The organism is Ligilactobacillus sp. JN-6 (Y).1 (assembly GCF_058111525.1).
Map to the genome: position 1 here is coordinate 1,767,619 of NZ_CM176599.1, position 21,032 is coordinate 1,788,650.

At 39.3% G+C, this 21,032-nt stretch carries 18 protein-coding genes; 17 read left to right on the forward strand and 1 reads right to left on the reverse strand.

Features of this window, described 5'->3' with window-relative positions; translation table 11 throughout:
• Positions 1–115 precede the first annotated feature (115 nt).
• On the forward strand, positions 116–1,948 hold the full coding sequence (locus AC3XNE_RS08155) for an APC family permease (protein WP_489831590.1): 1,833 nt from the start codon (positions 116–118) through the stop codon (positions 1,946–1,948).
• A 62-nt stretch (positions 1,949–2,010) separates the two neighbouring features.
• Here the strand turns inward: AC3XNE_RS08155 and AC3XNE_RS08160 are convergent, their stop codons facing one another.
• Positions 2,011–2,667: a YigZ family protein gene (locus AC3XNE_RS08160; protein WP_489831591.1), complete on the reverse strand. Its 657-nt coding sequence runs from the start codon at positions 2,665–2,667 to the stop codon at positions 2,011–2,013.
• A 58-nt stretch (positions 2,668–2,725) separates the two neighbouring features.
• Here AC3XNE_RS08160 and AC3XNE_RS08165 point away from each other — a divergent pair, with 58 nt between their 5' ends.
• The 16 genes from AC3XNE_RS08165 (at position 2,726) to AC3XNE_RS08240 (ending at position 20,875) form a co-directional block, all read left to right on the forward strand.
• Entirely contained in the window at positions 2,726–4,060 is a 1,335-nt protein-coding gene (locus AC3XNE_RS08165; protein WP_489831592.1) for an ATP-dependent helicase ComFA, read from the forward strand.
• Positions 4,053–4,745 carry a ComF family protein gene (locus AC3XNE_RS08170; protein WP_489831593.1) on the forward strand — a complete coding sequence of 231 codons (693 nt, stop codon included), beginning with the start codon at positions 4,053–4,055 and terminating at the stop codon, positions 4,743–4,745. Before AC3XNE_RS08165 ends, AC3XNE_RS08170 begins: the two co-directional genes overlap by 8 nt.
• Before the next feature lie 230 nt (positions 4,746–4,975).
• Positions 4,976–5,527 (forward strand): ribosome hibernation-promoting factor, HPF/YfiA family, encoded by a 552-nt coding sequence (hpf, locus tag AC3XNE_RS08175; RefSeq protein ID WP_489831594.1) that lies wholly within the window; start codon positions 4,976–4,978, stop codon positions 5,525–5,527.
• A 623-nt stretch (positions 5,528–6,150) separates the two neighbouring features.
• Positions 6,151–8,514, forward strand: coding sequence for a preprotein translocase subunit SecA (gene secA / locus AC3XNE_RS08180; protein ID WP_489831595.1), 2,364 nt, complete (start codon positions 6,151–6,153; stop codon positions 8,512–8,514).
• A 121-nt stretch (positions 8,515–8,635) separates the two neighbouring features.
• A protein-coding gene (prfB, locus tag AC3XNE_RS08185) for a peptide chain release factor 2 (RefSeq protein WP_489831596.1) occupies positions 8,636–9,755 on the forward strand; the annotation gives its coding sequence in 2 pieces (ribosomal slippage) (positions 8,636–8,707 and positions 8,709–9,755; 1,119 coding nt in all).
• A 146-nt stretch (positions 9,756–9,901) separates the two neighbouring features.
• Positions 9,902–10,585, forward strand: coding sequence for a cell division ATP-binding protein FtsE (gene ftsE / locus AC3XNE_RS08190; RefSeq protein ID WP_489831597.1), 684 nt, complete (start codon positions 9,902–9,904; stop codon positions 10,583–10,585).
• Positions 10,578–11,471: a permease-like cell division protein FtsX gene (gene ftsX / locus AC3XNE_RS08195; RefSeq protein ID WP_489831598.1), complete on the forward strand. Its 894-nt coding sequence runs from the start codon at positions 10,578–10,580 to the stop codon at positions 11,469–11,471. Before ftsE ends, ftsX begins: the two co-directional genes overlap by 8 nt.
• A gap of 316 nt (positions 11,472–11,787) precedes the next feature.
• The gene (locus AC3XNE_RS08200; protein ID WP_489831599.1) at positions 11,788–12,870 is read left to right on the forward strand and encodes a PDZ domain-containing protein; all 1,083 of its coding nucleotides are present in this window, start codon (positions 11,788–11,790) and stop codon (positions 12,868–12,870) included.
• Positions 12,871–12,885: 15 nt separating this feature from the next.
• Positions 12,886–13,608: a response regulator transcription factor gene (locus tag AC3XNE_RS08205; RefSeq protein WP_489831600.1), complete on the forward strand. Its 723-nt coding sequence runs from the start codon at positions 12,886–12,888 to the stop codon at positions 13,606–13,608.
• Positions 13,586–14,977 carry a two-component system histidine kinase PnpS gene (pnpS, locus tag AC3XNE_RS08210; protein WP_489831601.1) on the forward strand — a complete coding sequence of 464 codons (1,392 nt, stop codon included), beginning with the start codon at positions 13,586–13,588 and terminating at the stop codon, positions 14,975–14,977. The genes AC3XNE_RS08205 and pnpS overlap by 23 nt, the downstream gene beginning before the upstream one ends.
• A 166-nt stretch (positions 14,978–15,143) precedes the next feature.
• Entirely contained in the window at positions 15,144–15,482 is a 339-nt protein-coding gene (locus tag AC3XNE_RS08215; RefSeq protein WP_489831602.1) for a PspC domain-containing protein, read from the forward strand.
• Complete coding sequence (locus AC3XNE_RS08220) at positions 15,479–15,826, forward strand: phage holin family protein (RefSeq protein ID WP_489831603.1); 348 nt, start codon at positions 15,479–15,481, stop codon at positions 15,824–15,826. The genes AC3XNE_RS08215 and AC3XNE_RS08220 overlap by 4 nt, the downstream gene beginning before the upstream one ends.
• 91 nt (positions 15,827–15,917) lie before the next feature.
• Positions 15,918–16,874 carry an HPr(Ser) kinase/phosphatase gene (gene hprK / locus AC3XNE_RS08225; protein WP_489831604.1) on the forward strand — a complete coding sequence of 319 codons (957 nt, stop codon included), beginning with the start codon at positions 15,918–15,920 and terminating at the stop codon, positions 16,872–16,874.
• Between the two features lie 94 nt (positions 16,875–16,968).
• Positions 16,969–17,826, forward strand: a complete 858-nt coding sequence (gene lgt / locus AC3XNE_RS08230) for a prolipoprotein diacylglyceryl transferase (RefSeq protein WP_489831605.1) — start codon at positions 16,969–16,971, stop codon at positions 17,824–17,826.
• Positions 17,827–17,902: 76 nt separating this feature from the next.
• Positions 17,903–18,847 (forward strand): thioredoxin-disulfide reductase, encoded by a 945-nt coding sequence (gene trxB, locus AC3XNE_RS08235; RefSeq protein WP_489831606.1) that lies wholly within the window; start codon positions 17,903–17,905, stop codon positions 18,845–18,847.
• 300 nt (positions 18,848–19,147) lie between these two features.
• Entirely contained in the window at positions 19,148–20,875 is a 1,728-nt protein-coding gene (locus AC3XNE_RS08240) for a phospho-sugar mutase (protein ID WP_489831607.1), read from the forward strand.
• Positions 20,876–21,032: the final 157 nt, after the last annotated feature.

Consider the following 21,032-nt stretch of genomic DNA (forward strand, 5'->3'; position numbering starts at 1 on the left):
GCCATTTGAAGATCAAAGTTAATGAACAATGGTGATATTTTGCAACTACTAATGTTGCGAAGTTAGGCGCTTAAATTATTAATAAAACTTTTTAATGTCTAAAGGAGTAAAAAATATGTGGCGTTACTTAAAACGACTGTTGATCGGTAAACCACTAAAAACAGCCGATGAAGGTGCCCAGTCATTGACCAAGTTTAAAGCACTTGCTTTGCTTTCTTCTGATGCGTTATCGTCAGTCGCATACGGGACTGAACAGATCACATCAACTTTAATAATTCTATCTGCAGCTGCGGTTTGGTATTCAGTGCCAGCTGCTGCTATCGTCTTAATTTTATTATTTGCTATTACGATGTCATATAGGCAGATCATTCATGCATACCCCTCAGGCGGGGGTGCTTATGTCGTTGCGACAAAAAACTGGGGTTCAAATGCTGGCTTAGTTGCCGGCGGTTCTTTGTTAGTTGATTATATGCTAACAGTTGCGGTTTCTATTACTTCAGGAACAGAAGCGATAACCTCTGCTATCCCTGTTTTGCGCCCGCATGCGATATTGATCTCAGTTTTGATCGTATTTTTTATTATGACTTTGAATTTAAGAGGGATGCGAGAGTCTGCCTCTTTTTTAACAGTACCAGTCTATTTGTTTGTGATCATGATCGCTGTGATGATCATTTGGGGCTTGATCAATATTGCTACTGGCCATATTGACTACAATGCTACTGCTAGTATAGGTGCTCCAGTTAAGGGAATGACGCTGGTTTTATTTCTCCGTGCATTTTCGGCTGGGTCTTCTTCATTGACGGGTGTCGAAGCTATTAGTAACGCTGTACCTAACTTTAACCGTCCAAAAAGGAAGAATGCCGCCAATACGTTGGCGATCATGGCATTGATATTGGCTGTATTTTTCGCAAGCATTACTTTTCTGAGTTACTACTTGGGTATTTTACCTAATGCTCATGAAACTGTGTTATCACAGATCGGGGAAACTATTTTCGGGCATGGAGCGATGTATTATTTGTTACAGTTGTCCACGGCAATGATTTTGGCAGTCGCTGCTAATACGGGCTTTTCTGCTTTTCCGGTCTTAGCTTATAATTTGGCAAAAGATAAGTATATGCCACATATGTTCATGGACAAAGGGGACCGATTAGGCTATTCTAACGGGATAGTTGCTTTAGCGTTTGGGGCGATCGTGTTGATCTTTATTTTCCACGGTCAAACTAATTTGTTGATACCTTTGTATGCAGTTGGTGTTTTTGTGCCGTTTACCTTATCACAGTCGGGGATGATCATTCATTGGTTCCGCGAACGCGGTAAACATTGGATCTTAAATACAAGTTTCAACTTTTTAGGCGCCGTAATTTCATTGGCCTTAGTAGTCTTCTTGTTCTGGCTGCATTTTCCAAATGTTTGGCCTTACTTGATTATTATGCCATGTTTGATTTTAATGTTTTATCGTATCAAAAAGCACTATCAGCATGTAGCAGAGCAATTACGTGTTAATTCTCAAGCACAACAGCTGCATGACTATAGTGGTGCGACTGTGATCGTCTTGGTCAGCTCAGTCACTCATGTTACGACCGGTGCGATCAATTATGCTCGTTCGATCGGAGACAACGTGATCGCCATGCACGTTTCCTTTGATACAGATCCGAAGAAGGAACATGAAACTGCTAAGGAATTTAAACAGGCTTTTCCAGAAGTTAGGTTTGTAGACCTACACTCCTCGTATCGTTCTGTTGTAAGTCCTGTTATTCGTTTTTGTGATGTGATCGCTAAAAATTCTGCTGATCGCAATGATTCTGTGACGGTCCTAGTACCGCAATTTGTTCCACGTAAACCGTGGCAGAACTTCTTGCATAATCAGACTGCTTTAAGGCTGAGGAACTCCCTGAATACCAGAGAAAATATAATTGTTGCCACTTACAATTATCATCTGAAAAAATAAATAAATTAAGAAAGCTATGTAACTGACTCCCACAAGGTGTGATGATCAGTTACATAGCTTTTTTAGTAACGAGTACTTTTGTTTTCAAGGTCGTAAGGAAGTTCTTGGTATATTTCAGGTCCTTTAGTAATAGATACTTGAGCATTTAAAAAATCGTTGATCATTGCAGCCTGTTTTTTGTATTCAGACGTATCTAAAACGACTTTTAGAGCAACTTTATCAGTATATTGCGTGTCTAAGGTATAAATGTTTTGTTCTTCCAAAAAATGTTCTAGCTTACCTTGTAAGGGGTATGTGATAGTTAAGGTCGCTTCAGTTTGAGGGAGACGGTTGACTACACCGATGTGCTCGACAGCTTTTGACGTTGCGTTACTATATGCTCGGATCAAACCGCCTGCACCTAACTTGATACCGCCAAAGTATCTAGTCACGATGGCGGTCACATTTCTCAGTTCTAGTTGTTCTAAGACGTTCAATATCGGTGCGCCCGCTGTGCCAGATGGTTCTCCGTTATCGTTTTGTTTCACTGCTTCGTTTTTCATACCTAAGACGTACGCGTAACAGTTATGTGTAGCGGAAGAATGTTCATTTTTGATTTGGGTGATAAAATCTTCTGCTTCTTGTTTGTTCTCTGTGCGCGCAATATTGCAAATAAATTGAGACTTTTTAATATCAATTTCGAAATTTCCTGCTTGTTTAATGGTTAAATAAGGTTCCATTAAAAATTTCCTCCCTAAAAATATAATATTTTGCGTATATATGTATGAGGTGAGTTAGATGGAACTTAACGAATTATATGGAAGATCGTTGCTAGATACGGAAGTGTCTACAGAACTAAAAGAGACGCTTACTAAAAAGGCGCGACCAGCATTGATTCAACATGAAAACTATATCGAATGTCAGCGTTGTTTGTCAAAAACTTTGAAAAGTAAAGTGCGCTTGCCAAATGGGGAATTTTATTGTCCAGAGTGCATTTTACTTGGCAGGGTCTCTTCTACCAATAAACTATATCATCTTCCGGAAAAAAATTTATTCGTAAGTTTAAGTCGGAGTCCGTTAGTATGGCAAGGGAAACTGTCGTCTTTTCAAGAACGTTGTTCTGATCAACTAAAAAGGGCGCTAGACCAAAAAGGTGAGTATTTAATGTGGGCTGTCACAGGAGCAGGCAAAACTGAAATGTTATTTCCAACTTTAGAAAAGGCCTTGATGCAGAAAAAGCGGATTTGTTTGGCCTCACCTAGAGTTGATGTGTGTAATGAACTTTATCCGCGAATATCGGCTGCATTTAGCACAATAGATCCGGTGATCATACATGGCCATAGCAAAGATCCGTACCGTTACAGTCAATTGACGATTTGCACGACACATCAACTTTTACGATTCCTAGCTGCTTTTGACCTGTTGATAATCGATGAAGTTGATGCTTTCCCTTTTGTGAATGATGACGTTTTAGAGTCGGCGACAAATAGGGCGCTTAAACCTAATGGAACTTTGATTTATCTGACAGCTACACCTACAGAAAAAATGCTTGTTCGTATCAATCAACGTCAATTGCCAGTCAGTTATTTACCGCTTCGATTTCATCGTCATTTATTGCCTATTCCCCAAGTTTGTCTATGTCATGGATGGTCGGAAAGAATATATCAACATAAATTACCCCTGAAGTTGACAAGGATATTATCCCAATGGGCCAATAAGGGTTTTCCATTTTTAGTCTTTGTTTCACGTTTAGAATTATTGTCTCCAGTTTTGCAGGCCATTGAGGCAAGCTTGCCTAAAAAAATTAGAGGAGATTCAGTTTATTCTGCTGATCCAAAGCGGATAAGTAAAGTTCAACAAATGCGTGAGCGCAAACTGAATTATTTAGTTACTACTACGATTTTGGAAAGAGGGGTAACGTTCCCTGATTTGAATGTCATTATTTTGGGTGCAGATGAAAAAACATTTTCAACGACAGCATTAGTGCAGATTGCTGGTCGGGCAGGACGAAGCGCGGCAAGGCCATTTGGAGATGTCATCTTTGTTTGTACTGATCATGTCAAAAATGTGAAAAAAGCGATCACACAAATTAAAGAATTAAACAAAAAAGGAGAGCGGTTGTTAAATGAATGAATGTTTGATGTGTGGTCGACAAATAAAAGTAAACTTAGATTTAAAATGGCTTTTTTCTTTGCAACCATTGAATGAACCTGTGATTTGCCGGACTTGTGAAGGCAGCTTTATAAAAATTGATGGTAAAGAAAGTTGTCCGGGTTGCGGAAGATCGCAAAGTGGTCAGTTAACGTGTAAAGATTGCCAACGATGGCTGAAAATGGGCGAACATTCGCTTTTAGCCAACCGAGCTTTATATGATTATGATGAAGCAATGAAGTCTTATATGCAGCAGTACAAATTTAGCGGTGATTATCAATGGCGATTGATTTTTCAGCAAAAATTTACCGAATTTATACTTGAATGTTATCCCAAAAATATTTTATATGTTTTGATACCAGTTGATCAGGAAACTTTTGAAACAAGAGGATTTAATCAAGTTGCAGGGCTGTTGAAAAATATTGAAATTTGCGATCTGCTTGCTTTTAAAACCGACAAAGCCCATATAAAACAGTCCACAAAGTCGCGTAAAGATAGAATGGAAACTGCTCAACCATTTGAATATTGTGCTGCACAAAAATTGACAGGGCAAAAAGTAGTACTAGTAGATGACATTTATACTACAGGACGTACACTGTACCATGCAAAACAGGTGCTGGAACAAAATGGTGCTGGTGTGGTCAGATCCGTGACCCTGGCTCGCTGAAATAGACATGTATCATCTCTTCCAAAACAAAATAATTGCTTGAATTTAAAATTTCACATATCATAAACAAATATAAAGGGAGGCCTTTTGTTAATTTGGGCCAATATGAATAGAAAAATTTGTTTATTTAACCGCTTTCTATTATAATTGAGTTGTAGATGAGATATTTAATTTATTAAATATCCACCCACCAGGATACCAAGTTCTGGTTGTGAAAGGAGAGGTTAACCATGTTAAAAATCAACGTACGTGGTGAGAATATTGAGGTTACAGCTGCTTTGAGGGATTATGTCGAAAAGAAACTGACAAAACTTGAAAAGTATTTTGAAGATACCTCTAATTCCACTGCCCATGTCAATTTGAAAGTTTATTCAGATAAAAATGCTAAGGTTGAAGTAACGATCCCGTTACCTTACCTGGTTTTACGGGCAGAGGAAACATCGCCTGACATGTACGCAAGTATTGATCTGGTGACCGATAAACTTGAGCGTCAAATCAGAAAACATAAGACTAAGATCAACCGGAAATCCCGTGAAAAAGGATTTAAGGGGTTGGAATTCGCTTCTCAGGTCCCAGAAAGTGATAATTCAAAAGACGATGATATTGAGATCGTTCGGACTAAGAATATTGCTTTGAAACCAATGGATAGTGAAGAAGCTGTTTTACAAATGGAAATGTTGGGACACAACTTCTTTATCTATGAAGATGCTGAGTCTCAAGGTGTTAATATCGTATATCGCCGCCGTGATGGGCGTTACGGTTTGATCGAAGCTGGTCAGTAGTGGACCAGGCTGAGGGCTGATCGTGGTCTGAAGTGGGGTCAAAATTATTTTAGTTTGCTAAAAATAGTACGTGAATTTTCGCAATTTGGAAATTTGCGTACTATTTCTTTGTTGTTTTTTTATCGGTGGTGATCGGTCCAAAATTGGGGTGAGGTAGGGCCGAAAAGGTAGTAACCGACCCAAAGTTTACGGAAGAAGAGTCTGGTCGGCAAGTGACTGGCCTAAAGTTTAGTAAAGGAACGTCCGGTCAACGTGTGACTGGTCCCTAATTTGGCAAAGAATGGGCCAGTTGTTGCTTGACTGGCCCAAAGTTTATAAAAGAAGCGTCCGGTGCTTGATCTTGAAATATTTTTGATGCGAAATGGGCGCTCTTTTTATTAAGGTATCAGTGAAACAAAAGTCTCTCAAAAAATCAACTCCATTACAACATGGATCTTTAGTAGTAAAACTGCATGACAGTGGTGGGAGTCAAATTATTTTTTGAATTAAGATAAGTTCTTTCTTTAAATTTGTTTTTGTTTTATTTTGTAATTAAGAATGCTAAAATATAATTTAGTGTATTGTATCTTGAAGATGGAAAATAGTTAAAATTAAAGTGTTTTGTTAAAGAAGGGAATTATTTCATGGCAAATGTCCTGAAAAAATGGGTCGAAAGTGACAAGCGAGAATTAAAGCGATTAGACAAGATCGCTGATAAGGTAGAGGCGTTTGCATCCGATATGGAGGCTATGTCTGACGAAGAGTTGCAGGCTAAAACACCTGAGCTCAAAACTAGGATCCAAGAAGGTGCTACCTTGAACGATGTTTTACCTGAAGCATTTGCAGTTGCTCGTGAAGGTGCACGGCGTGTCTTGGGTTTATATCCTTTTCACGTGCAAATCATTGGAGCGATCGTACTGCATGAAGGTAATATTGCTGAAATGAAAACTGGTGAAGGTAAAACTTTGACGGCGACTATGCCTGTTTACTTGAATGCTTTAGCGCAAGAAGGTGTTCATGTCGTAACTGTTAATGAATATTTAGCTTCTCGTGATGCGGTCGAAATGGGCGAATTGTACAAGTGGCTGGGTTTAACAGTCGGACTGAATGTTAATGGGATCTCTGCAGAAGAAAAACGTGAGGCTTACAATTCTGATATTACGTATTCCACTAACAGTGAGTTAGGCTTTGATTACTTGCGGGATAACATGGTCGTATATAAAGAGGACATGGTTCAACGTCCTTTGAACTTTGTGATCGTCGATGAGGTCGATTCGATCTTGATCGATGAGGCACGGACTCCTTTGATTATTTCTGGTCAGGCACAGGGGTCTACTAAACTTTATATTAGGACTGACCGTTTCGCTAAGACTTTAACTAAAGACGATGATTTCAAAGTTGATTTAGAATCGAAAACAGTTTCTCTGACTGAACAGGGGATCCAAAAGGGTGAAAAATATTTTGGATTAACTAACTTGTTTGATCCAGATAACACGGCCTTAAATCATCATTTAGATAATGCTTTGCGTGCTAATTATATCATGATCAATGATAAAGACTATGTTGTCCGTGACGGTGAAGTTTTGATCGTTGACCAGTTTACCGGACGGATAATGGAGGGTCGTCGTTATTCAGATGGCTTGCATCAGGCGATCGAAGCTAAAGAACGAGTTAAGATCGAAGAAGAAACAAAGACTATGGCTAATATCACCTACCAGAACTTCTTTAGAATGTACAAGAAGTTAGCTGGGATGACTGGTACAGCCAAGACAGAACAAGAAGAATTTCGTGAGATCTATAATATGGAAGTCGTTGGGATCCCTACGAACAAACCCGTTATTCGTGATGATCGACCAGATTTACTTTACCCGACTTTGGTCAGCAAATTTAATGCGGTCGTAGAAGATATCAAGACACGTCATGAGTCAGGACAGCCGATCCTAGTCGGGACTGTGGCCGTGGAAACTTCTGAATATTTATCAAACCTATTGGATAAGGCTGGAGTTCCCCATGCTGTTTTGAACGCCAAGAATAATGCTAAGGAAGCTGATATTATCACTAACGCCGGGCAACGCGGTGCTGTTACTATTGCTACCAACATGGCCGGCCGGGGTACTGATATTAAATTAGGCCCTGGTGTAACTGATGTTGGTGGTTTAGCCGTGATCGGTACAGAGCGACATGAGTCACGACGGATCGATAACCAGTTGCGTGGACGTTCTGGACGGCAGGGTGACCCTGGTGTCACTCAATTTTATCTTTCATTGGAAGATGATCTGATGTTACGTTTTGGTTCTGATCGAATTAAAGATCTTCTTCATCGCATGAAAGTTGAAGATGATGATGCGATCATTCAATCGAAAATGATCTCCAAACAAGTTGAGTCAGCTCAAAAACGGGTCGAAGGTAATAACTATGATACCCGTAAACAAGTTTTGCAGTATGATGACGTGATGCGTGCTCAACGTGAGGTGATCTATGCTCAACGTCAGCAAGTGATCATGGAAGATAATTCCTTGAAGTCGGTCATTATGCCGATGATCAAGCGCACTGTCGAACATAATGTACAGATCCACACTCAAGGTGAGAAGAAAGATTGGGATCTCCAAGCGACCGTTGACTTCGCAGTTGCTGTGATGGTCAATGAAGACAGTATTTTTGTAAATGACCTAGCCGGCAAAAAGCCTGAAGAGATCGTAAATTACTTGATATCTAGGGCTGAAGCCAACTACCGTTTGAAAGAAAAACAGCTGTATGATCCTAGCCAGATCTTGGAATTTGAAAAGGTGGTCATCTTGCGTGTTGTTGATTCACGTTGGACTGATCATATTGATGAAATGGATCAATTGCGTCAATCGATCGGATTACGTGGTTATGGACAGCTAAATCCGTTGGTAGAATATCAATCAGATGGATATCGGATGTTTGAAGAAATGGTCGGTAATATCGAATATGATGTGACCCGTTTGTTCTTGAAGGCTGAGATTCGTCAAAATATTAAACGTTAATAAGTCTGAAACGGGCGAGGCTACGTGATATTTGCACGCCTGCGTCCGTTTTTAGTCAGACGAATAGTTGCTTAAGGGCTCCTTGTTCAGAGTGCAATTATTCGTTGAGGAGGAATGAAAAATGGAATTTAACGATTATCATCGAGAAATTGAACATTTGAAACAACAACTCACAGACTTTAGGGGGTCTCTTTGACCTTGAAGGTCTGCAGGAATCGATCGCAGAAAGCGAATTAAAAATGTCTGATCCTTCGTTTTGGAATGATAGTAAAAATGCCCAAACTATGATCGATGAAAATAATGCTTTAAAAACAAAGTATGATAATTTTAATTCATTGCAAGAAAATGTTGATGACCTCGAAGTATTGTTAGAGCTAGCTGAAGCAGATCCAAGTGATAATGAGATCACTAATGATTTGGCTGAAAAGTACGAAAAGGTCCAAGAGCAAATGAAAAAATACCAACTAACTTTGCTTTTTAACGGCCAATATGATGAAAATAATGCGATCCTTGAGATCCACCCGGGTGCTGGTGGGACTGAGTCGCAAGATTGGGGCTCAATGTTATTGCGGATGTATGATCGTTGGGCGGAACAACATGACTTCAAAGTTGAAACCGTTGATTATCAGGAAGGCGACGAGGCTGGCATTAAAAGTGTCACCTTACTGATCTCGGGGGCCAATGCCTATGGTTATTTGCGAAGTGAAAAAGGTGTTCATCGTTTAGTTCGGATCTCTCCGTTTGATTCTGCAGGTCGGCGACATACTTCATTTGCCTCGATCAATGTTATGCCGGAATTGAGCGATGATGTTGAGGTGGACCTACGTCCTGAAGATGTTAAGATGGAAGTCTTTCGCTCTTCCGGTGCTGGTGGACAGCATATCAATAAAACTTCTTCAGCTGTGCGTTTGATCCATATTCCAACAGGGATCGTGACTTCGAGTCAAGCGCAACGGTCACAGTTTCAAAACAAAGCAACTGCAGAAAAAATGATGAAAGCTAAATTATATCAAATGGAAATGGAAAAGAAAGAGCAAGAAAAAGCTGATATCCAAGGAGAACAGCTAGATATTGGCTGGGGTTCTCAGATCCGTTCCTATGTCTTTCACCCTTATTCTATGGTCAAAGATCACCGTACTAACTATGAAACTGGCAATATATCAGCGGTAATGGATGGCGAACTAGATGGATTCATCAATGCTTATCTTCAATGGAAACTACAACAAGATAATCCACAGTAAAAAATAACAAAATTATTTTATATTAACAGGCAATTTGGTCTGTTATTTTTTTCGCAATCTTTTTGTAACAATAATGTTCTGTTAATCGTTTATTAAGTAATGGTATACTAGTTCAGTATGAAAAATATTTTGGAGGAATAGTTCTCTTGATCGAATTTAAAAATGTAGTGAAAGACTATGGCAATGACGTCCTTGGTGTTGATCATTTGTCTATCAAGATCAACCAAGGCGAATTTGTTTATGTAGTAGGCCCAAGTGGAGCAGGAAAATCCACATTTGTTAAGCTGATGTATCATGAAATAGGTGTGACATCAGGTGAGATCCAAGTTAATGATTATAATGTTAGTACGATCACTAACAAAGAAGTTCCCTTTTTGCGTCGTGAACTGGGAGTTGTGTTTCAAGACTTTAAACTGTTGCCCCGACTGACTATTTTTGAAAACATTGCTTATGCTTTACAAGTCATTGAAAAGAAATCAGAGGATGTTGAAAAACGCGTTAATGAGGTCTTAGCTGAAGTTGGTTTAACGGATAAGTCACAAAGTTTTCCTAACGAGATCTCTGGTGGTGAACAACAACGCGTGGCAATTGCACGCGCGATCGCCAACCATCCGGGGATCTTGATCGCAGATGAGCCAACTGGGAATTTGGACCCAGAAACTTCAGAAGGTATCATGAGGATTTTGGAAAAAATCAATTTAGACGGGACAACTATCGTGATGGCAACACATAACAGCAATATGGTCAATGAACATAAACACCGTGTTTTAGAGATCTCTGCCGGAAAAATCATTCGTGATCAAGAAGGGGGAGGTTACGAAAATGAGTAAGTTAACTTTTAAACGTCATATAACTGAAAGTTTGCGGAATTTAAAAAGAAATGGGTGGATGACAACTGCGGCTATTGCAGCTGTGACGGTTACATTACTCCTGGTCGGAGGCTTGCTTTCCGTTTTACTTAACGTAAATAAAATTGCTAATGATGTGCAAAATGATGTTGAAGTCAGAGTTTTTATTGATCGCAAAACGACTGCTATTCAACAACAAGACCTCAAAAATAAATTAGCTAAGATCGACGGTGTTCAAAGCATTAGTTATTCTAGTCGAAAAAAGGAATTAAATAATGTAGTCGGCGCTTATGGTAAGGAATTTCGCTTGTTTTCAGGGGATGAAAATCCTTTATATGATGTCTATGTCGTGAAAACAAATGAACCTAAAGATACTATCAATGTAGCAAAAACCGCCAGAAATTATCAGCACGTCTACCAGGCTCAATATGGCGGTGCATCAGCCAAAAAGTTATTTAATATTGTTTCAGGGATCAGACGATGGGGTGTGATCATTAGTATCTTGCTCTTGTTTGTCGCCGTTTTTTTGATCTCTAACACTATTAGGTTGACGATACTGTCACGGGAAGACGAAATTTCGATCATGCGTCTAGTCGGTGCTACTAACAGTTATATTAGATGGCCATTTATTTTGGAAGGCGCTTGGACTGGATTCTTTGGCTCGATCATTCCGATCTTGTTAGTCGATTTCAGTTATGGTTGGACATACAATGTAATTTCGCAATCTTTACGGAATACAAACATGTCCTTATTAACACCGCATACCTTTCTGGTAGAAATCGATTTTTTGTTGGCTCTGATCGGTATTGGGATCGGTGCACTTGGGGCCGGATTATCGATGAGTCGTTTCTTAAAGCTGAAAAATTAAAATATATTTGTAAAAAACTTGGCTTTGTGATAAAACAAGCCAAGTTTTTTGATAAAAATTGATTTTAAAGCGATTTAAGTCACTGACTTTTTTGTCTTAATTAGGTTAAATTGATATACTTAAAGCATAAAATACCTAGTGTGATCGAGCTTAATAGCAAAAACAGCTATCTTTATACATTTTGGCGCTAATTCATTGGCAGTCGAAAAGTTTTAAGCAGCAGGTCACATTTTGTTTACGAGGGGGTCTGGTCGTGGAATTTTGGAAAATCATATTAACATATTTTATACAACCTATAGTTTGGGTAGGGCCCATAATGGCGGTTATCATATACCGACAGCGACTTTCTAAGGAAAGACGTTTTTTCAGGATAGCGATCGAACGTGATTTTTATGAAGGTCGGCATTTTCTGAAAACTGCAGTATTTGGTTTGTTGGCTGGTGGGGCTATTTCTTTATTGGCAGGAGCAATGTTACCGCTAGATGTGATAGGAATGATAGAAGTACTAGGTATCATAGCGGTACTTTTGTTACCAGTTGCTGATTTTAGTTTAGTTATTTTATGGCTTGCTAGCATACTGATATGTACTTTGAACTTATTAAATTTCACACGTTTCTCTCTAGGAGACATTGAATTTTCATTTGCAGGCAATACAGTCCCTGCTAATATTATGCTGTTATTGGGGATTTATTTCTTAGTTAGAAGCTTTTTATTGCATTATAAAAAAAGTACTTGGTTTACTCCAAGAGTTCAAAGTGGTAATCGAGGGAGAAGAGTGGCGTCTTATAACTGGAAAGAACTTAGTGTCGTTCCGTTAGTCATTCTTGTGCCGACAAATGTGTTTAATAGTCAATGGGACTTCTGGCCTGTATTTTCATTTAATGGTCATTCGTTTGGACTGTTTGTTTTCCCTTTGCTAGTTGCAGCTTCTCTAAAAGTCTTTAAAGAAGAGCCGCAGGTCGTTTTAGATAAATTCTATAAACAATCTATTATCCTGGGTAGTTGCAGCACTTTCATTGCGGTAGTGAGTGTATTTTATTCGGTAGCTGCTCTTGTTGGAGCGGTCGTGATCGGTTTTTTGGCTGTTTTTTACTATCTACAACGCAAACGTTTGGATGACAAGGGCAAACGTTGGTATGTTGAAACTAGTGATGGTGTTAGGGTGGTCGCTGTAATGCCGGATACTCCAGCTGCTAAAATGGGGATCCAAAAGGGTGATGTTATTTTAGATTGTAATTATGAGGAAGTAAAAAATGAACCGGAGTTATATGCTGCGCTGCAAAAAAATTCTGCTTATTGTCATTTGCGGGTCAGAACATTTGAGGGCGATCTAAAGATCACACAGAGTGCAATATATGCTGATGGACCGCATGAGATCGGGTTAGTATTGTTTCAATAAAAAGGAGAACTTATATTGAAAAAAATATTAGTTGTTGATGATGACCAAGCTATTTTGACATTGCTTGAATATAATTTAAATAAAGAGGGCTTTGAAGTTCACACTGCGACTGATGGACAGGAAGCACTAACAACTGCACTTGCTGCTAAATTTGACTTTATTTTGTTGGATATTATGCTGCCTAAACTTGATGGGATCGAAGTTACTAAAAAATTGCGTCAAGAAAAGGTTTCAACTCCGATCATCATGCTGACGGCTCGCGATGAGGAAACAGATAAAATCATTGGACTTGAACTTGGAGCGGATGATTATATCACTAAGCCTTTTTCTCCTAGAGAAGTTATTGCCAGGATAAAAGCAATCAGTCGAAGAGTCGGACCTCCAGAAGGTCAGAAGGATGAGGAGCCTAGTCAACTGTACCGTTTTCAAGACTTTTCGATCGATCTATCCAACTATACAGTCAGTGTTGGTGGTGAACAGATCTCTTTGACGCCTAAGGAATTTGAACTGCTAGCATATTTTGTTAAACGGCCGGATCGTGTATTAAGTCGAGAAAAACTTTTGAACGGAGTTTGGGGCTATGACTATGTCGGTCAAACAAGAATGGTCGATATGCATGTTAGTCATTTGCGAGAAAAAATCGAACATGATCCTAGTCATCCGGTAAACATTCAAACAGTACGGGGATTTGGTTATAAATTTGAAGGGAAATTAAATGAGGATCAGACAAGTTTTTGACCGGTTGTTAGTGGGGGCACTAGCATTATTGCTAACGTTGGTATTTTATGCAAATTTTGCAGGTAAGACGTTAAGGAGCTCAGCGGTTGATCTGCACTTTGTATGGCTCGTTTTGGCTGTTTTTATGGTCATCTTATTTGTTATATTATGTGAGTATTTTGAAAGACGACATTCAAAGAAATTGGTCGAACTTTTTATTAAAAAATTAGAAGAGGTTACTCACCAGCAAAAAACTGGTCATGTACTTGTGGACAAAAAAGACGATCTTTATGATTTAAGTCAAGCGATCAATCATGTACAAACTATGAGCCAGTCTGTATTTAAAGACTATAATAGGCAAAAAAGAGGTTATTTAGGCCTGTTGGAGTATGTACCTATTGGCGTAATGGTCATTGATCAGGAGCGTGAAATTTATCTTAGTAATCATTATTTAAATGATGTTTTGGAGCATGAGCTTGATTTGGTCCATGAATTATACTACTCCGCATTGGCTGAATTTGATATTGTGAAAATCATTGAGGAAACATTCCGCACTAAAAGTGATCAGCAAGCTGAAATCAAGGTTAGTTTGTCTGAACAAACAAAGATCTTGGATGTTAATGTGGTTTTTATTCCTGTCAGTGCTCATCATTTTTTTGTCATGCTGCTGGTCAATGATATTACTGAACGAAAGAATATCGAACGCATGCAAAAAGATTTTGTCAGTAATGTCAGTCATGAGTTAAAAACGCCGGTCACCTCGATTGCAGGTTTTAGTGAAACTTTGAAAAATGGAGCGCTTGAAGACCCTCAAGCAGCTAACAAATTTGTTGATATAATCTATAACCAGAGTTTAAGACTGACCGAGCTGATCGATGATATTTTGTCACTTTCAAGGATCGAAACCAATATGGAACTTGATTATAAAGAGGTCGGTGTTTCCAAAATTATTTCTGAGTGCGTTTCGGCCTATGATTCATTGCTGTCTGAACGGCAGATAGTTGTTTTAAATCGGGTACCGGAAGATCTAAAAGTACATTCAGATCCAAGAAAACTGAAATATATTTTGAGTAATCTGATTCAAAATGCCATTAAATATAATAAGCATGCGGGAAAAACAACAATATCTGCTAAAAAATTTGCAGAAACTTGGCAGTTTAAGGTTGCCGATACTGGGATCGGTATGACTAGCGAGCAGCAGAGCCGAATTTTTGAGAGATTTTATCGGGCAGAAACTTCGCGAAGCAAAGAAGTAGACGGGACTGGCTTGGGTTTGGCGATCGTAAAAGAATATGTCGATGTTTTATCCGGTCAAATAGAGGTTGACAGTCAATTAGATATTGGGACTGAGTTTACGGTAACCTTGCCTCTCTCCATAAAAAATAACTAATTATTTCTTAAATGTGAGCCGCATAGGAACACAAGGTTTGCGGTATTCATGATACGCATGTAAAATCTACTCTAGGTATATTTAAGAGCTTGACTATGATTGAATAGTCTTTTAGAGTTTTTGAAAAGTTAAAATGATTTTTTATAATTTTCTGGAGGAATGATTCTTGAAGAAAAAAATACGTCGTTCATCGTCAGATCGTTTCTTAGCTGGTGTCTGTGGGGGGATCGCTGAATATTTTGGTTTACCGTCAAAATACGTGCGGATCGGATATTTGATATTTACTCTCATCTGTTCTTTTATTCCGCGCTTAGCAATTTTGCCAGTAGGTATCTACTTGATCTTATATTTGGCAATACCGCAGGAAACAGTTGGAGGAACATGGTCTTCGTTTTTCCATGACTTTAATTCTGGTAACAAAATGAATAATGATCCACACACTACTAAGCGAAGCCAAAATGGTCGTAAGGTCTTACGTGATGCACATGAAAGGAAGAGCAATTGAATTTCGCTAAACGTGTTTTAGTCAATGCTTTGATTTTTGTTGCTCTAGCAGGACTACTTCCTAATCAGTTTAGGGTCGCTAATTTGTGGGTCGCCTTGTTAGCAGCGGTAGTTTTAAGTTTATTAAATGCCTTTGTGAAACCCATTTTAGTGATCCTATCGTTGCCGATCACGATGTTGACATTGGGTGTTTTTTATCTGTTTATCAACGCTTTTATCTTGGAGATGACGTCATATTTTGTCGGAAGTGCGGTTTTCAGCTTCTCGAGTTTTGGCAGTGCATTTCTGATTTCGTTGATCATAAGCTTAGTAAATTTGATCATCACCGATCGAATTTATCATTAAAAACTGTATAATGGTTATAGCAAAATTTGGTCTATAATTTTAGTAAGGAAAAGCGCGGGTCTTTTCCTTGCTTTTACATAATTGTTAATAGATGTCTTTAGGAGGTTTCGCTTTGAATAAAGTCAGTGTACAAGAATTGGTCGATGAATGTGACTTAGTGGTATATAGCGGAGGAGTTAATTTGGATTCTCGTTATATCATGACTAGTGATATTTCGCGTCCTGGATTAGAAATGACAGGCTACTTTGATTATTATCCAGCTGAACGAGTACAGTTGCTGGGCATGACTGAAATCTCTTATTCACATAAAATGAAGGAAGACGAACGTGCACGCATCATGGATAAGATGTGCGGTCAAAATACACCATGTTTCTTAGTTTCTCGCTTTTTGCCTGTGCCCCTTGAACTGGAAGAGGCTAGTAAAAGACACAATATTCCAATTTTAAGGTCGAAATTATCAACAACGCGTTTATCTTCACGGTTGACTGATTTTCTCCAAGCTAGGCTTTCAGAACGCCGCTCAGTTCACGGCGTGTTAATGGATATTTATGGCTTAGGAGTTTTGATAACGGGTGATTCAGGAGTTGGTAAGTCTGAGACGGCTTTGGAACTTATCAAACGTGGTCATCGTTTGATCGCTGATGACAGGGTAGAGATCTACCAACAAGATGAACGCACTTTAGTTGGTGAAGCACCTGAGATCCTCAATCACTTGCTTGAGATCCGTGGAGTTGGTATCATTGATGTCATGAATCTTTTTGGCGCGGGTTCAGTTCGGCAAAATACTAATATCTCAGTGATCGTTAACTTGGAAAACTGGTCTGCTGATAAGCAGTACGATCGTTTGGGTAGTGGGGAACAGGATCATGAATTATTTGGTGTTTCTTTGCCTAAGATCAACATTCCAGTTAAAGTCGGGCGGAATATGGCCATTATAGTTGAATCGGCTGCCATGAATTTCCGCGCTAAATCAATGGGCTATGATGCTACGAAGAAATTTGAGGATAATTTAAATCGTTTGATCAAAAAGAATTCTATTCAAAATTAATTTGGTTCAATAAAATTCAAATATTCACTTTAAGGCTAAATTATGACTGCAGAATAGTTTAGCCTTGATCTGTTATTAAGGAGATAAATAGTATATGGATCTTGTGTTGGGTGCTTTAAATCCGATCGCGCTTAAATTTGGACCCTTTGAGATCCGTTGGTATGGTGTGATCATTGCGTGTGGTGTCATCTTGGCTGCGACTCTTTCTGTGAAGGAAGGGCAAAAACGCGGTTTGAAGGACGATTATTTTTACGATTTTCTTTTGTGGGCTCTACCGTTTTCGCTGATCGGTGCACGCCTTTATTATGTGATTTTTGAGTGGCCATATTATGTAGCCAATCCGAGCGAGATATATCGAATATGGGATGGTGGGATAGCGATATATGGCTGCCTAATCGCCGCTGCGATCGTCTTGTTAGTTTATTGTCGCCATAAACAGATCTCCAGCTGGCTTTTTTTGGATGTGATCGCACCGAATGTGATCTTAGCTCAAGGGATAGGTCGCTGGGGAAACTTCATGAACCAAGAAGCACATGGACGAGTTACCAGTTTAGCCTTTTTGCAAAACTTGCATTTACCACAGTTCATTATCGATCAGATGAACATTAGTGGTACCTACTACCAGCCAACGTTTTTGTATGAATCGCTTTGGGATGTTTTAGGCTTCGTTGTTTTAATATTGTTAAGGCGAAGAACTCACTTATTTAAGCAAGGAGAAGTCTTCTTCTCTTATGTGATCTGGTATTCATTTGGTCGTTTTTTTGTTGAAGGCATGAGAACGGATAGTTTGATGCTTGGACCATTGCGTGTTTCGCAGTGGCTGTCATTAGTGTTGTTTGTTGGGGCAATTTTATGGTTATTGCACCGTAGGTACTGGCAACCGTATGCTCCATGGTACTTAGATGGGCAGCAGGCTTTTGCAGAGGAGAAAGACGAAGAGTTGGAAAAATAAAAGAGTTTTTCGTTGGACAACTTACAAAAAGTAAGTTAATATAGATGTAAGGTAAAAGAGAAGGAAGGAATGGCCAATGGCAAAAAATTATGACGTGATCGTTATCGGTGCCGGACCGGGTGGGATGACAGCAGCCTTGTATGCATCTCGGGCAAACTTATCTGTTTTGATGTTAGACCGTGGTATATATGGCGGTCAGATGAATAATACTGCAGAAGTCGAAAATTATCCAGGCTTTAAGTCAATTTTGGGTCCCGATTTAGCGGAAAAAATGTATCAAAGTTCTACTCAATTTGACGCGGAATATGGTTATGGTAGTGTTGAAAGTGTATCTGTTGCTGATGATGGTTTAAAGACTATTACAACAGATAGTGATGTTTATGAAACACATGCATTGATTATCGCTACAGGATCTGAATACAAGAAGCTGGGTGTTCCTGGTGAAGATGATTACAGTGGTCGTGGTGTTTCATATTGTGCAGTTTGTGATGGTGCATTCTTTAAGAACAAACCGGTCGCGGTCGTCGGCGGCGGTGATTCTGCCGTTGAAGAAGGTGGCTATCTTGCCCAAATGACGTCTGGCGTAAATATTATTCATCGCAGAGATCAATTACGTGCGCAGAAGATCTTACAAGATCGTGCTTTTGCTAATGATAAGATCGATTTCACTTGGGACACGATCGTTACTGAGATCTTGGGTGATGGTCAAAAAGTCACCGGAGTGCAGACTCATAACAAAAAGACTGGCGAGGATAGCACCGTGGCTGTCGATGGTGTCTTCATCTATGTCGGTAATCAACCGATGACTGCCCCATTTGCGGACCTTGGTATCACTGATGCCAAGGGTTGGATCCAAACTGATGAAAATATGAAGACAAGTGTTCCTGGTGTTTTTGCGGTAGGCGATGTTCGTCAAAAGAATCTTCGTCAGATCGCTAATTCTGTAGGTGATGGCGGGATCGCAGGACAAGAAGCCTTTAATTATTTACAGTCATTACAAGACAAAGTACTAGCTAAATAACAATTTGATAAAGCAGGGGGAGATGCTCTTGAGGGGGCATCTTTTTTCGTGTCGTTACTCCGACGTGTTAGCATCACGAGCAGAGAAAATGAATTTCTTCTAAACTTTGGAAAAGATTGCTCCAAGATTCACACAGTGTGCTACAGTATAATTGAATAGTTCTTTTTGTGACAATATTTTGTCACAAAGGCTTAGATTGCTAGTAGTCGGGTAAGAAAGCGCCTTGTTTTTTAGTGGTAATAAAGGTTATGAGTAGTTATACTTATACTTGAGGAATAAATTTTGTGAGGAGTGAAAAATATGAGCTGGGAAGATACTTATGAAGTTTGGAAAAATAATAGTGATTTAGAACCAAGCTTGGAAAAAGAATTAGACAGTTTATCAGGGGATAAGAATGTGTTAGAGGATGCCTTTTATGCTCCGCTTGAATTTGGTACTGCAGGAATGCGCGGTGTCTTAGGCGTAGGTATCAATCGTATGAATATTTACACTGTCCGGCAGGCGACTGAAGGACTTGCATCTTTCATGGATACTTTAGACGACGAGGTAAAACAACGTGGAGTTGCTATTAGTTATGATTCTAGACATCATTCACAAGAATTTGCTTACGAAGCAGCTAAGGTTTTGGGAGCGCATAATATCAAGTCCTTTGTGTTTGAAAGCTTACGGCCTACTCCAGAGTTATCCTTTACGGTCCGCTACCTGCATTCTTATGCGGGCATCATGATCACGGCCAGCCATAATCCTAAAGAATATAATGGCTATAAGATCTATGGTGAAGATGGAGCCCAAATGCCGCCGAAGGAATCAGATATGATCACTAAATATATCCGTCAGGCATCTGATCTTTTTGCAATTAAAGTAGCCGATACAGACCAGTTGAAATCTGCTGGAATGTTAAAAGTGATCGGTGACAACATCGATCAAGCTTATTTAGCAGAGATCAAAAACGTGACTATCGATCAGGAATTAGTCGCAAAAGAGGGCCAAACAATGAAACTGATCTTTAGTCCTTTACACGGAACTGGTGCAATGCTTGGGGAAAAAGCTCTGAAACAGGCAGGCTTCAAGAATTTCACTATGGTCCCAGAACAAGCGATCACTGATGGAGATTTTCCAACTGTTAAAAAACCAAATCCAGAGGATGCGGCCGCCTTTGATTTGTCGATCAAATTGGGCCAAGAACAAAATGCTGACCTATTGATCGCTGTTGACCCAGATGCTGATCGCTTAGGGGCAGCTGTTCGTCAACCGGATGGTGATTACCAGTTATTGACTGGAAATCAGATTGCTGCATTGATGTTGAATTACATCTTGGTTGCCCATGAAAAAGACGGCAGCTTGCCAGACAATGCCGCTGTTGTTAAGTCGATTGTTTCCAGTGAATTTGCAACGAAGATCGCTAAAAAACATCACGCTAAAATGATCAATGTGTTGACTGGGTTCAAATTTATCGCAGAACAGATCAAAGATTTTCAGGTAAATAATAACCATACATTTATGTTTGGCTTTGAAGAAAGTTATGGTTATTTGATCAAGCCTTTTGTCCGTGACAAGGATGCTATTCAGTCTTTGGTTATGTTAGCTGAGGTAGCAGCCTTTTATCGTGAACAAGGCAAGAATCTCTACGATGGTTTGCAAGACCTATTTAAAGAATATGGCTACTTTGCGGAAAAAACTATTTCACATACGTTCAACGGGATCGAAGGTGCCACTCAGATCGAAAATTTAATGGCTAAGTTTCGTAATGAATCACCAACTTCCTTTGCTGGGTATTCTGTCACTGCTATGGAAGATTTTGATAAGTCAGAAAAAACATTTGCTGATCAGACTATGGAAACGATCGACCTTCCAAAAGCTAACGTATTGAAGTACCTGTTGGAAGATGGAACTTGGATCGCTATCCGTCCTTCGGGTACAGAACCAAAAATTAAATTTTACATTGGTACTCAAGCTGATACAAATAAAAGGGCACAACAAAAACGAGACGCATTCGAACAAGCGATCGATCAATTTGTCAATGAATAAGTAGATAGTTAAAAAATGTGGTGGTTGACAACCTGAAGGAAAAATAATTTTAGAGGTGAAGTGACTGCTTCATCTCTATTTTTTTGAACATTAAAGATAATCAAAAAAATCGCGAAAACATGTTCGGTATGCTACAATATACATTGCTGGCTTCGGC